Below are 13645 nucleotides of genomic sequence, written 5' to 3' on the forward strand. Positions count from 1 at the left end.
GAAGACGGCCGGGGTTCTCCCGGCCCCTTTTTCTCCGCAATCAGCTGCCGCGCTGGTTTTCCCGATCCAATTGGGTCACCAGCGCCAGGATCGTTTCCGAAACCGGCGTCGGCACGGCGCTCAGGCGTCCGAGCGCCACCACCATGCCGACCAACGGCGTGATTTCGAGCGCCTTGCCGCCGATCAGATCCTGCAGCATCGACGTGCGCACGCCGCCGATATGGCGTGATTGCTCCAGCCGCTGTTCGACGGTCATGCTGAACCGCGCGCCCAAGGCCTCGCCGACGGCGCGGACCTCACTCATCACCTTGCCGACCGTAGCCGAAAGGGCGGGATCCGCCATGATGTCGGTCATCAGCGCCCTGGTCAGAGCGCTGATCGGGTTGAAGGCGGCGTTGCCCATCAACTTGCTCCAGATCTCGCCGCGGATATCAGCTGTCGTCGTAATGCTGAGGCCGGCGCCTGTCAGCGCCGCGGCGATCGCCTCGAGATCGGGCGAGATGTCGCCGGAGGGCTCGCCGAGCACGAAGCGGCCGTTGTGGGAAAGCTGGATCTCGCCGGGATTGATGACCTCGGCACCCTGATAAGCCACGCAGCCGATGACGCGTTCCGGCCCGATCAGCCGCCACAGCCTGCCGCCGGGATCGAGCTCGTCGAACTGCAGCTCGGCATGCCGGCTCTGGGTATCGCGGTGAAAATACCACCACGGAATGCCGTTGAGGATCATGACGACGCGGGTGTCCTCCTTGAGGAGGCCTGCAATGCCTTCGGCAGCGGGTGCCAGCTGATGCCCTTTGAGGCCGGTGATGACGAGGTCCTGCGGCGGCAATGTCCTGGGATCGTCGGTCGCGATGAGGCCGACATTGAGTGGCCTTTCCGCATCGGCTTCGCGCAGGCTGATACCGTTGGCGCGGATGGCGTCGAGATGGGCTCCGCGTGCGACGACGGAGATGGTGGCGTCGTTTCCGGCTTGGCTTGCAAGCTTGGCGGCGATAGCGCCGCCGAGCGCCCCGGCGCCATAGATGCAGATGGACTTGATGGACATGCTCGCCTCTTCATGGTGATGATCGAACCTAGATCTAGGTCATTCCAGGCGTGAGGCGAATGCTAATTTGCCGCATGATGCGCTTTCCTACGGTCACGCTGGTCTTCAGGCCGAGGCCGTTGCCTCGCTTGCAAAATCCGTGGACAAAGCGAGTTGGCGCCAGACGGCAAGTTCCTTTTCGACGCTGGCATGCTGCTCCTCGATCACGGCTACCGTATCGCTGCCGAACGGCATCCGCAGCGGCGGATTGGGCGAATTGGCGAGCGTCATGATGCCGGCGGCAAGCTTGGCGGGATTGCCGGGCTGGGCATGGTTGGCGTCGGCAGCGAAACTGCGCATGTTGCCGGCCGGCGTACCCTCGTAGTCCGCGATGGAGGCCGGGCTGATCGCCAGCGAAGTGTCGGCGAGGAAGTCGGTGCGGAAGAAGCCCGGCTCGACGATCGTCACCTTGATGCCGAAAGGTTCGAGTTCGGCGGCCATCGATTCGGACAGGCCTTCGACGGCGAACTTCGTCGAGCCGTAGACGCCCCAGCCGGGATAGCCGAAATAACCGCCGATCGACGAGAAGTTCAGGATGTGGCCGGAGCGCTGGCGGCGCATATAGGGCAGCACGGCGCGGGTCACCTTCAGCAGGCCGAAGACATTCGTGGCATAGAGCCTTTCGACCTCTTCGGCCGTGGCTTCCTCGACAGCGCCGAGCAGGCCGTAGCCGGCATTGTTGGCGAGGACGTCGATGCGGCCGAAGCGGGCGATGCCGGCAGCCGCTGCCTCCTTGGCCTGCGCCTCGTTGGTGACGTCGAGGGCGACGGCAAGCAGGTTCGGATGGTCGCCGAACTGCTCGGTCACGGTCTTCGGGTTGCGGGCGGTGGCGATGACGGCATCGCCTGACGCAAGGGCATCTTTGGTCATCAGCGCGCCGAAGCCGCGGGATGCACCAGTGATGAACCAGACTTTCATGACGAATTCCTTTCGAACTGTTCGGTTGCGGCATCTCTCTGCCGACGAGGTGAATTTGACCGAAAATCCATTGCTGTATAAGATTTGTTACTCTTGAAACTATGATGAGTATAATTCAGCAATGCGTGCTACCGAACTGTCCGAACTCGCGGCCTTTGCCGCCGTCGCGCGGCACAAGAGCTTTCGCAAGGCGGGCGAGGAGCGAGGTGTCACCGCCTCCGCGGTCAGCCATGCCGTGCTTAATCTCGAAGACCGGATCGGCATCCGCCTGCTCAACCGCACGACGCGCAGCGTCTCGCTGACGGAGGCCGGCGAACTGCTGATCTCGCATCTCGACCCGGCCTTCGGCGAGATGGCGGCAGCACTCGATGCGCTGAACCGCTATCGCGACACGCCGTTCGGCAAGGTCAGGATCAACGTGCCGAATTCGATCGGCCCCTTCGTCATCGGTCGCCTCATCGGTCCGCTGCTAAAAAAGAATCCCAACTTGCAGCTGGAGATCAACGCGACCGACAGGCTGGTCGATATCGTCGAGGAGGGTTTCGATGCCGGCATCCGCTTCGGCGAGCGCGTCACCGAGGGCATGATCGCGCTGCGCATCAAGCCGCGCATTCGCCTGGTCGTCGTCGGTTCGCCTGCCTATTTCGAGACCCGGTCGAAGCCGGCGACACCGCACGAGCTCAAGCGCCATCTCTGCATCCAAAACATGTTTCCGTCAGGTGCGCGCTATGCCTGGGAGTTCGAGAAGGATGGCCAGACAGTGAGCTTTCAGCCGACCGGACCGCTGTCGCTCGACGATCACGAGCTGATGATGCAGGCAGCGCTCGGCGGCGTCGGCCTTGCCTACATCTGGGAGCCGCGCGTGGAAAAGGTCGTTGCCGGCGGCGAACTGATCCAGGTCCTGGACGACTGGTGCCAGCCGGAGGAACCGCTCTATCTCTACTATCCGAGCCGCCGCCATATGTCGGCGGGCTTCAGGGCGGTCATCGACGCGATGAAGGCGGAGTAAAAGATGCCAGGATGCCGGCGATCGTCTGAAGCGCCTCGAAGTAAACCGTAAGGTCGCGGGCAGGGTCCGCCGGGAGTGCGGTCGCAAGGAACACCTTGCCTCCCGTCGCCTCGATCCCTCCGTCGATCATCAGGTTGTCGGCCATGCCGTGATTTTCGATCGCAATGCCATCCGGTCCGCGTGGGCGCCCGCTCGTCTCATCGATATCGAGTCCCGCATACCAGATCGAGCGAACACGCAGACCATAGTCGTCGGGGTGATTGGTATAGGCAAAGACCGCTTTTCCCAGCGCAATCATGAAGCCGATCTCGTAGACCGTGCCCGGATCGGCGCTGACGCCTCGAAAGGGAGTGATGTTGGCAAGGCAGATCTCGGCTCGACGCATGGCGTCGTCGTTGCGTGCGTAGATCTCTGCGGCCGTCCGCTTCACCGGCGTCTGGTTTTCGTCGCTGCCGGGACCGGTCGGCTCGAAGCCGAACTGGCGCGCCAATCGGCGTTTTTCGGCCATGATGGGCATGGCATCCGGAAGAAGGACCTCCGGGCCGGCAAGGTAAATGGTGGTCATCGGTATCCTTCACTCACAAGCAAGACGAGGCGCCGGGGGTAGGGGACAGCCAAGCATGTCGTCTATTTCCGACGGAAGCGCGGCAAATGGCAAGCCGTGCCGGCAGGCATTGTTCAATTTTTTTAGTATCGCCTGATGCGCCGGCAGTGGACGGGCAACGGCCGACGTTCATTCCCGGCATAGCGGAGGGATGTCCGGAGGAGCCGCCCTATCTCCGTCATCGAGTCGTCGCCTGATACCGGCGGGGCTTCAGGCGGCGAGGCGCTGCGGGCGGAATGAAAAAGCTTGGGGTTTGCGCCTGTCACCCTTTTGACTCCGGTGGACGAACCGGCCAAAGATGCCGCCATGGCCATGCATCGTCGGGAGAGGTTGATGAACGGTCGGATTTTGACAACTGGTATTGGAAGAGCCCCAAAGCGGCTCAAATGTCTGTTCCCCGCGTTGGCTGCGCTGATGCTGCTCGCCTCGGCGGCGGTCGGGCGGGACATTGGGCCGCAAAGCCCGGCCTCGCGCGAGCAGGTCGAAAAACTCGTCGGCCTCTGGAAAGATCACTTTGCCGGCGCCGATAGCCTGCAGCAGCGGCGAACGGCCTTCAGGACGCTGATGGAGACGACGCCGGGGCCGACGCGCATCCAGGTGCGGCAGGTCGATGCCGACGGCGTCGACGCCGAGCTGATGTGGCCTGCCCGTCTTCATCACCCGATCGGCCAAAGGGTGATCCTCTATATTCATGGCGGCGGCTTTTCCAGCGGCTCGATCCGCACGCACAGCCTGCTTGCCGGCTCGCTCGCCAAGGCCGCATCCAGCGACATTCTTCTCATTGATTATCGGCTGATGCCCGAATATGGCTATCCCGCGCAGATCAACGACGCGCTGACCGCCTATCGCTGGCTTCTCGACAATGGCTATCGGAGCGAGAATGTCATCGTCGCCGGAGACGGCGCCGGCGGCAATATCGCGATCGAGACGGTGCTGCGGCAGATGCAGGCGGCAAAGCCGTTGCCGGCGGCTGTGATTGCGCTCAGCCCCATCACCGATCTTGCCGCGACGGGCGGATCCATGACAACAAATGCCGAAAGCGATCCGCTGGTCGGCAAGGACTGGATCGAGACCTTGCGCAAGACCTATCTCCGCAGCCGGTCTCCGACCGATCCCCAGGCGTCACCGCTCTATGCCGACATGGCCGGCTTTCCGCCGCTGCTGCTGCAGGTCGGCTCCGGCGAAGTCCTGCTGGATGATACACTACGGCTCGCCGACAAGGCGCGCCAGGCGGGCGTGGATGTCACCACCGAGGTCTGGCCGGGCATGCCCCATCAGTGGCAGCTGTTTCCCTCTCTGCTCGACGATGCCGATCGGTCGAGCCAGAATATCGCCGAATTTGCGATCCGGCATTTTGCCGACAAACCGCAGGAATAGGGGCCGCAGGACCAGGCGTCTGGCGCCTCCGTCATCGCATCATTGCGCGCGGGACGGTGACGGCGCCAGAGGCCGCTCGACCTCTCGGCCGACGCTGAGCGCCTTTCGCACATTCGGCTCCAGCCGCTCGATATAGGCATGGTCGGGTGCAGCACCCAGCGCATCCAGCATTTTCGAGAAGAAACACCGGGCCGCTGCCGCAGCCGTGACGTCGAAGACATCGGCATCGCTCAGCCCGTGTTTCTTCAGCCCGTCTATGTCCTGCTGGGTAACCGATGTTGCATCGCGCGCCACCTTGGCGGCAAAGGCCATGATCGCGCGTTCGCCGGCATCGATGGGCGCCTTTTCCGTCTCGTTGACAACAGCCGTCAGCCCGTCGCTGGTGAAACCCTCGCGCAGCAGCACCGAGCCGTGCGCCAGCATGCAATAGGAGGATTTGAGCTCCTTGGCCGCCGCCAGCGTCACCAGCTCGTAGCGCCGCAAGCTCATATGGCCGCGAATGCTCGAAAGCAGCGCCGCCCAGCTCTCCATCACCTCCGGCCGATGGCCGAAGGCCCGATACATGTTCGGCAGATAACCATAATTCGCCTCGGCCGACGCATACATCGACGTCGTCTTCTCGCTGGCGGATGCATTGGGGGTGTGAATGAAAGCCATGGCATGATCCTCCTCTATTGTGAGAAGGATAGGGTAGATAAGCAGGACAGCAATCCTGAAACGTCAGGCAGCGTCATTGGTCGCGGAAGCGTTACCGCTTCTCGTGATGGGAAGTGTCACGGTAAATGTCGATCCGCATCCTTTTGCGCTTCGAACCTCTATAGAGCCGTTGTGCAGTTCGACGATCTGCTTCACTAGGTTGAGGCCGATACCCGTTCCGGCAATCCCGGTCGACGTCCGGGCGCGAAAATAGCGCTGGAACAGCCGAGGCACGTCTTCGGGATCGATCCCCACCCCGTCGTCGCTGATCGAAACTTTGACGTTTCCCGTCTCCGCCCATGCGGTGACGCGAATTTCTGAGGTTCCGGGCGCGTATTTAACGGCATTGGAAAGCAGGTTGGTAAAGACCTGTGCCAAAGTGCGGGAATCGGCATCTATGAGCTCCGGCAGCCCATCGATATCCAACACAAAGCTGTGCGACTTTGCGATCGTCGACTGCCGCTCGCAACAGGTTTTTATCAATGATCTCAATGCGCAGGCGTCGTAGTTGATGTCGATCTTGCCGGTATCAAGGCGTCCGGCTGACAGAATGCTCTCCATGAGATCGACAATCCGGGTCACCGATGCGCGGATTTGATCGACCTTGTCGCTGAGAAATTCGGGCTCGACCGCCCCCCTTTTTCGCAGCAGCCGCTGGGCAGCAGCGTCGATGATTGCCAGCGGGGTCCTGAATTCATGGGATGCCATCGCCACGAACTGCCGTTGCAATTCGTTGATGTTCCGCTCCTGCGCCAGCATGCGCTCGAGTTCCCGCGCCTGCCGCTCGACTTCCGCCGTGCGGCTCTTAACCGTCGCTTCGAGCTGATCGTGATGCCGGCGCAACTCTTCGGCAAGGCGCACGGTCTTTGTCACGTCCTCATGCGTGGCCACGTATCCACCCGTTTGCATCGGATTGTGGGTGATCTTGATAACGCGTCCATCGGCCAGGACGATATTTTGGCTGGCCACCGCCCCGCGTGCCGTCGCTTCGAAGACCACGTCAAAATAGGTCGCGTCATCGGCCGGGCCATTTCCCTCCCGGCTTCGATACGCCAGGATATCCACAAGCGGCGTTCCCGGTCGTGTCAGTAAATCCGGCAGATTGTACATCCGTGCATAGGCGGCGTTGCACAGTATTAGATTCTTTATCGAATCGAACATGCACAGCCCATGCGGCATGTTGCTCAGAGCTGCGTCGAACCGGCGATGTTGTTCGGCCAGACTGTCTTCGACACGAATGAGAGTCGAGATGTCTTCATAGCTTAATATCCAGCCTCCATCCTTCGATGGGGCGCAGGTCAGTGAGACCATTCGTCCATCCGAAAGTGCAAACTGAGATGTGTGCGGCCTGCTGATCGTCGATCGCCGGGATGCCACTGCACGGCAGTCTGCGGTGCCTGGCAATCCGTCGATATTCATGCCTTTGCGAATGGCGCCTTGCGGAAGGCCGAGAATGTCCAGCGTGCGTGAATTGAAAGCCGTCACCGTACCGGCAGGATCAAGGAGAACAATGCCCTGAGGCAGGCTCTCCAGAATGGATTCAAACGAGTGTAGCATCATCCGGTCCTGCTTCAGATCTGGCGCGTTGCACGTATCCGTAGCATTCGTCAGAAACGATAAAGTTTCGCTAATGTCTGTCGGTGGGAGTTCTTCGACGGAAAGCTGGAGAGGGGGAAAGAGGAGGAGCTGGGGTCATCTGCCACGTCGCCCGCGGCGATCGCGGATGGCAAGGGCCGCCTCATCCGGAACTCTTCCGCCGTTTTGCGACGGCCGAAGCATTCGATGAATAAGCTGCCTTGCTACTGCTTGCAGGCGGCGGTGACGTGTATGTCGACTTCAGCCGAGTTTGGCCAGCTGCTCGTCCAGAAGATCGAGGCTGTCCTCTCCGACTTCGTTGACATCACTCGGCATGGGCTCGCCGGTCTCCTGGCAAACAAGCCAGGCGACGTATAGGGTTGCCGTCGTCAGCGCGTTCCAGCCGTGTTCGCTGGGCTTTCCTGCCGCCTCGGAGAGCCGACGGAGCGTACCGCGCTCATTGTCGCTGTAGATAAGATCGGAGAAGTATCGGCCTGTCAGGCGTCCGCCATCGCCCCAAGTGCGGATTGCCGCCAAGGCGGCTTCGGCTTCGGGCGCGTGGGGTTCGGTGCGCTCGATGTGTGCGACTAAGGACGCGGCGACGGCTGCCAAGCGCCGTGCCTGTTCGCGTGGCGGCAGAACGGTCAACTCGGCGCGCAGTTCCATGTCTCCGTGATCTCCACTGGGCTTATCGCAACATCTATTTACGCAGAATAGAAGCCCTCCCTGCTTTTCCTAGGGGGTCCTATCGCTTCTGCGGAAATAACGGACGAGCCCGTATTTCCATATCTTTGCAGCCAACGCATGTCGGTCGTGCGCCACGTACGATTTTGCAGTCGAAAAACATCGACATAGGGTCCTCAGCCGGATCAATATTTTAGATCGTTCCAATCTTTTAAGTGAAATTCCAGCGACCAGAGAACGCCAGATTCTGCCATGGACATGCTAGTTAATAACAATCCGTACGAATTTCTCTTGACAGAATTGGAACGTTCCAAATATTTTGCAGTCAGTCGACGTTGGCGTCGGGAGGGGAAATGACAAAGGCGCGGGTAACCGTCATCGACATCGCAAAAGCCGCCGGCGTCTCGAAGTCGACGGTTTCGCTGGTGCTGCAGGGCTCCTCCCTGGTTCATGAGGGGACGCGGTCCAAGGTCAATGCCGTGATGCGCGAGCTGGGTTACGTCTACAATCGCGGCGCAGCCAATCTCCGGCAGGCAGGTGCCAAGTCGCGGATCGTCGGGGTCGTCGTCAACGACCTGACGAACAGCTTCTTTGCCGAACTGGCGGTCGGTGTCGATATGGTCGTTCAGTCGGCCGGTTTCGTGCAATTCCTGTCGAACACCAGTGAGAGCATCGACAGGCAGCGTGAGGTTGTCGCATCGATGCGGGAACATGGCATTTCGGGGCTCATCGTGTCGCCGGCGCGCGCCACCGATGCCGCAGACTTCAAGCCGCTTGTCGCCGCAGGGATTCCGGTGGTGGTCGTCGTGCGAAACCTGCCTGGCGCTAAAGTCTCGTCCGTCGTCTCCGACAACCGGGCTGGCATGATGTCCGCCGTCGAGCACCTGGCGGAGCTCGGTCACAAGCGCATCGCTTTTCTCGGCGGCTTTCCCGACACCGCTGTCTTTGACGACCGCCTTGCCGGTTACCGAAGCGGCATAGAGGCAGCCGGGATCGACTATCACCAAGAACTTGTCATCTCATCCGCGCCTTCGCGAGCCGGCGGGGTGGAGGCGATCGGAAAAGCAATCGTTCTTGCCGACAAACCCACGGCAGCCGTCTGCTTCAACGATGCCGTAGCCTTCGGTGTTTGCGACGGATTGCGTGCGCGCCGTCTGGAGCCCGGCTCCGACTTCGCGGTCGTGGGTTTCGACGACGTCATCGAGGCTCAGGCGGCGGTTCCCGCGCTCACGACGGTCTCGGTCGATCCGCAGGGCATTGGGCGCCGCGGCGCGCAGCTGCTTCTGAAACAGATCAATGCGGGCAAGGCCGAGGCGGAGACGGTGATAACAGCGGTTCGGCTGGTTGTTCGCGAGAGCTGCGGAGCCCGCAAGAGCGTAAAAGTCGAAACAGGACTCTGAGTAACGCCAATGAAAAAGCATCTCACCCCGACCGAAGCGGCCGCGTTGATCCCGGATGGCGCTGTTGTAACGGTGTCTTCCTCGAGCGGTCTCGGTTGCCCGGATCTCATGCTGAAGGCGATTGGCGAACGTTTCGATGCGACCGGCCATCCCCGTGATATTACGACCCTTCATCCCATCGCTGCCGGCGATATGAGCGGCATCAAGGGCGTCGACTATATCGCCAAGAAGGGGCTGCTCAAGCGCATCATCGGTGGTTCCTATCCGTCCGGCCCGTCGTCATCAGAGCCGCCGCTGATCTGGCAAATGATCACCAACAACGAAATCCCGGCCTACAATATTCCCTCCGGCATCCTCTTCGATATCCATCGCGAAGCCGCCGCCAAGCGGCCGGGCGTCCTGACCAAGATCGGCATCGATACATTCGTCGATCCTAAGCGGCAGGGTTGCGCTATGAACGGCCTGGCGTCGGAACATCCGGTGGTCAAGCGCGTCAGCTTCGAGGGCGACGACTGGCTGTTTTTTCCTGCGATCGTCCCTCAGGTCGCCATCATCCGCGCCACCACCGCCGACGAGCGCGGCAACCTGACATACGAACATGAAGGCGCCTATCTCGGCGGCCTCGATCAGGCGCTTGCCGCCCGCAACAATGGCGGCATCGTCATCGCGCAGGTCAAGCGGATCACCAAGGAAGGCTCGCTGAAGCCGCATGACGTCCGAGTGCCGGGGATGCTGGTCGATTATGTGGTTGTCGATCCGGAACAGAAACAGACGACGCAGACGCAGTACGATCCGGCGATTTCGGGGGAGATCTTCCGCCCGCTCGATACATTCAGCGTTCCGGAGTTCAATGTTCAGAAAGTCATCGCGCGCCGTGTCGCGCAGGAACTGCAAGTGGGAAGCTGCGTCAATCTCGGCTTCGGCATATCGGCCAACGTGCCGCGCATCCTGCTGGAGGAGGGGCTGCACGGCGCGGTCACCTGGGTCATCGAACAAGGCGCGGTCGGTGGGGTGCCGCTGCTCGACTTCGCCTTTGGCTGCGCCTCCAACGCCGACGCCTACATGCCGTCTCCCTACCAGTTCACCTATTTCCAGGGTGCAGGCTTCGATGCCTCGCTGCTCTCCTTCCTCGAGATCGGCAAAGACGGTTCGGTCAACGTCTCCAAGCTTTCCTTCCGGCCGCATGTGACGGCTGGCGCTGGAGGCTTCGTCGACATCACGGCGCGGGCGAAGAAGATCGTCTTCTCCGGCATGTTCAACGCCGGAGCGAAGCTTTCGATCGCCGATGGCGCCCTTCTGATCGAGAAGGAAGGCAAGCTGAAGAAGCTCGTGAACGAGGTCGAACACGTCACCTTCAGCGGCAGGCGCGCGATCGAGCAGGGGCAGGATATCACCTATGTCACCGAGCGGTGCGTGATGAAGCTGACGCCTGATGGCATCGTCCTCACAGAGATTGCGCCCGGCGTCGATCTCCATTTCCACATCCTCGATCAGTCGGAGTTTCCATTAATCGTTGCGCCTGATCTGAAGGTCATGGACGCGGCGCTTTTCGCGGAGGCAGTGATCGGCCTGTCGCTTCCAACCAAAGGAGCACGGACGCTGGAGGGCAGCTTCCATGGCTAGCGGAACAGTCAGAATTGACGTCGATGGACATGTTGCGACGCTGACGATTTCTCGTCCGGAGAAGCTGAACGCGCTCGACCTGGACATGCTGAAAGCGTTGGCGGACGCGGCCGACGAGGTGGAGGCGAACGCCAATGCGCGCGCTGCCATTCTCACGGGCGAAGGAAAGGGCTTTTCTGCCGGCGGCGATATCAAGGCCTGGGGCGGAATGTTGCCTCAGGAGTTCGGTCATCTCTGGGTTCGGCATGGCCACCGTATCTTTGAAAGACTGGCGACGCTCCGAATGCCGTTGATCGCGGCTCTGAATGGCCATGCCCTCGGAGGAGGGCTTGAACTTGCAGGGGTTGCGGACATTCGCCTCGCCGAGGAACAGATCAAGATCGGCCTGCCCGAGACCGGCCTTGGAATGGTGCCGGGCTGGTCCGGGACCCAGCGTCTTGTGCGCCGGTTTGGGGCGCAGGCTGTCCGGCGTATGGCCTTGGGCGGCGAGATATTCACCGCCGAGGAGGCACGCCTGCTCGGGATCGTAGACGCGGTTGTTCCCACAGGAAACGCGCTCGCCGCCGCCCGGGAATATGCGCAGCGGATCGCCGCAAGGGGGCCGGCTGCGACCGAGATCGCGAAGTTGATGATCGCATCGGCGAACGGCGAAGACAATGGAACCGCGGTCGAAGCCCTGGGCTCGATCCTCGCTGCGAAGACCGGCGATCTGAAGGAGGGCGTCGCATCATTCAGCGAGAAGCGCCCGGCAACGTTCAAGGGAGAATGGTAATGACGGTTCTCGTCAACCCCACCGCGCTCAGCGACCACAAAGCGCGTGATTTCAAGATGCTCATCGATGGCAAATGGGAGGCTGGTTCCTCCGATCCGATCGAGCGTGTCGCCCCGAGCCATGGTGTCGTGGTCAGCCGCTTTCCGACCGGCAGCAGAAAGGACGCCGAGCGTGCGATCTCCGCGGCACGCAAGGCGTTCGATCTCGGGCCGTGGCCCCGAATGACCGCTGCCGAGCGTTCTGCCATCCTGCTCCAAGCTGCCGATCTGATCGCGGCGCGCGCAGAGGAGCTGGCATTTCTCGATGCGATCGAGGCAGGAAAGCCGATCACACAGGTGCGGGGAGAAATTGCAGGCTCCGTTGACATATGGCGCTATGCGGCGGCTCTTGCCCGCGACCTTCACGGGGAAAGCTACAACACGCTCGGCGACGGCACGCTCGGCGTCGTCTTGCGCGAAGCAATCGGCGTAGTGTCGATCATCACGCCTTGGAACTTTCCGTTCCTGATCGTCGGCCAGAAGCTGCCATTCGCCTTGGCCGCTGGTTGCACGACCGTCGTCAAGCCCTCGGAACTGACCTCAGGATCGACGCTGGTGCTGGGAGAGATCCTGCAGGAGGCAGGCATTCCGGATGGCGTCGTCAACATTGTCACCGGTACGGGACCCGAGGTCGGCGCGGTCATGACGTCGCATCCCGGCGTCGACATGGTGTCCTTCACCGGCTCGACCGGCGTCGGAAAGCTGACCATGTCGAATGCCGCACAGACGCTGAAAAAGGTCTCGCTGGAACTGGGTGGGAAGAACCCGCAGATCGTGTTCCCGGATGCCGATCTCGATGCATTCATCGATGCCGCGGTCTTCGGCGCATACTTCAACGCCGGCGAGTGCTGCAATGCCGGCTCGCGGCTGATCCTTCACAAATCAATCGCTTCCGATGTCGTCAAGCGGATTGCCGAGCTGTCGAAGGCGGTGAAGGTCGGCGACCCGCTCGATCCTTCGACGCAGGTCGGCGCCATCATCACGCCGCAGCATCTGGAGAAGATATCAGGATACGTCGCCGGCGCGAGGAGCAGCGGTGCCCGGGTCGCGTATGGCGGCGAGACGCTCGATCTCGGCATGGGGCAGTTCATGTCGCCGACGATCCTCGAAGAGGTCACCCCCGATATGGCCGTGGCGCGCGAGGAAGTGTTTGGTCCGGTGCTTTCGGTCCTGACATTCGAGACATCAGCCGAAGCCATCAGGATTGCGAATTCCATCGACTACGGCCTGTCGGCCGGTGTCTGGAGCCGCGATTTCGACACGTGCCTGACGATCGGCCGGTCGGTGCGGGCAGGGACGGTTTGGATGAACAGCTTCATGGACGGCGCCTCGGAACTTCCCTTCGGCGGTTACAAGCAAAGCGGCCTCGGCCGTGAGCTCGGCCGCCATGCGGTCGAAGATTACACCGAGACCAAGACACTCAACATGCATATCGGCAAACGCACCAGCTGGTGGATGCCGCAGACGGAAAAGCTGGCTTAGCCGGCGGCCGAACTACGCTCGAGGAGGGCGGGTGATTGGTGCGGGAATGGGTTCCGCACCTTCCAAACTTGAACTGGGAGGTTCTTCGATGAACAGGTTTTTGACCACGACCGCAATGATCGCATTGGCTCTGGCCGGTGCTAGCGTGTCCGCACGCGCCGCCGACGTCAAGGAAGTGCAGATGCTGCACTGGTGGACGTCTGGCGGCGAGGCGGCGGCGCTGAACGTCTTGAAGCAGGATCTTTCGAAGGAAGGTTTTGCCTGGAAGGACGTGCCTGTTGCCGGCGGTGGCGGCGATGCGGCGATGACGGCGCTGAAGGCGATGGTTGCAGCCGGCACCTATCCGACAGCATCGCAGATGCTGGGCTATACCGTGCTCGATT

At 61.6% G+C, this 13645-nt stretch carries 12 protein-coding genes and 1 pseudogene; 7 read left to right on the forward strand and 6 right to left on the reverse strand.

All coding sequences use genetic code 11. The features are described from left to right. Positions 1–40: 40 nt before the first annotated feature. Positions 41–1045 carry a ketopantoate reductase family protein gene (locus tag B5P46_RS12265; RefSeq protein WP_129418904.1) on the reverse strand — a complete coding sequence of 335 codons (1005 nt, stop codon included), beginning with the start codon at positions 1043–1045 and terminating at the stop codon, positions 41–43. Between the two features lie 105 nt (positions 1046–1150). Continuing rightward, a complete protein-coding gene (locus tag B5P46_RS12270) occupies positions 1151–2002 on the reverse strand; it encodes an oxidoreductase (protein WP_129418905.1) in 852 nt (283 codons plus the stop codon). A 121-nt stretch (positions 2003–2123) separates the two neighbouring features. On the opposite strand from B5P46_RS12270, the gene B5P46_RS12275 reads away from it, so the two are divergent. After that, the gene (locus tag B5P46_RS12275) at positions 2124–3011 is read left to right on the forward strand and encodes a LysR family transcriptional regulator (protein ID WP_129418906.1); all 888 of its coding nucleotides are present in this window, start codon (positions 2124–2126) and stop codon (positions 3009–3011) included. Here the strand turns inward: B5P46_RS12275 and B5P46_RS12280 are convergent. After that, the gene (locus B5P46_RS12280) at positions 2986–3576 is read right to left on the reverse strand and encodes a nucleoside 2-deoxyribosyltransferase (RefSeq protein ID WP_129418907.1); all 591 of its coding nucleotides are present in this window, start codon (positions 3574–3576) and stop codon (positions 2986–2988) included. The two genes, B5P46_RS12275 and B5P46_RS12280, sit on opposite strands and share 26 nt — an antisense overlap. 441 nt (positions 3577–4017) lie before the next feature. On the opposite strand from B5P46_RS12280, the gene B5P46_RS12285 reads away from it, so the two are divergent. Then, a complete protein-coding gene (locus tag B5P46_RS12285; protein ID WP_206735344.1) occupies positions 4018–4992 on the forward strand; it encodes an alpha/beta hydrolase in 975 nt (324 codons plus the stop codon). A 39-nt stretch (positions 4993–5031) separates the two neighbouring features. Here the strand turns inward: B5P46_RS12285 and B5P46_RS12290 are convergent, their stop codons facing one another. From B5P46_RS12290 to B5P46_RS12300, 3 genes are all read right to left on the reverse strand, one after another. Further along, positions 5032–5649: a carboxymuconolactone decarboxylase family protein gene (locus B5P46_RS12290; RefSeq protein WP_003547626.1), complete on the reverse strand. Its 618-nt coding sequence runs from the start codon at positions 5647–5649 to the stop codon at positions 5032–5034. A gap of 63 nt (positions 5650–5712) precedes the next feature. Continuing rightward, positions 5713–7248 carry a sensor histidine kinase gene (locus tag B5P46_RS12295; protein WP_129418909.1) on the reverse strand — a complete coding sequence of 512 codons (1536 nt, stop codon included), beginning with the start codon at positions 7246–7248 and terminating at the stop codon, positions 5713–5715. A gap of 276 nt (positions 7249–7524) precedes the next feature. Beyond that, on the reverse strand, positions 7525–7929 hold the full coding sequence (locus B5P46_RS12300) for an Imm6 family immunity protein (protein WP_129418910.1): 405 nt from the start codon (positions 7927–7929) through the stop codon (positions 7525–7527). 371 nt (positions 7930–8300) lie between these two features. On the opposite strand from B5P46_RS12300, the gene B5P46_RS12305 reads away from it, so the two are divergent. The 5 genes and pseudogenes from B5P46_RS12305 to B5P46_RS12325 all read left to right on the forward strand — a co-directional run. Further along, positions 8301–9347, forward strand: a complete 1047-nt coding sequence (locus B5P46_RS12305; protein ID WP_129418911.1) for a LacI family DNA-binding transcriptional regulator — start codon at positions 8301–8303, stop codon at positions 9345–9347. 9 nt (positions 9348–9356) lie between these two features. Continuing rightward, a complete protein-coding gene (locus tag B5P46_RS12310; protein WP_129418912.1) occupies positions 9357–10970 on the forward strand; it encodes an acyl CoA:acetate/3-ketoacid CoA transferase in 1614 nt (537 codons plus the stop codon). Then, positions 10963–11742 (forward strand): enoyl-CoA hydratase/isomerase family protein, encoded by a 780-nt coding sequence (locus tag B5P46_RS12315; RefSeq protein ID WP_129418913.1) that lies wholly within the window; start codon positions 10963–10965, stop codon positions 11740–11742. The genes B5P46_RS12310 and B5P46_RS12315 overlap by 8 nt, the downstream gene beginning before the upstream one ends. After that, positions 11742–13262: an aldehyde dehydrogenase family protein gene (locus B5P46_RS12320; protein WP_129418914.1), complete on the forward strand. Its 1521-nt coding sequence runs from the start codon at positions 11742–11744 to the stop codon at positions 13260–13262. Before B5P46_RS12315 ends, B5P46_RS12320 begins: the two co-directional genes overlap by 1 nt. Positions 13263–13350: 88 nt before the next feature. After that, a pseudogene (locus B5P46_RS12325) lies at positions 13351–13645 on the forward strand (sugar ABC transporter substrate-binding protein); the annotation flags it as partial.

The sequence above is a fragment of the Rhizobium leguminosarum genome, assembly GCF_004123835.1.
GTDB lineage: Bacteria > Pseudomonadota > Alphaproteobacteria > Rhizobiales > Rhizobiaceae > Rhizobium > Rhizobium leguminosarum_M.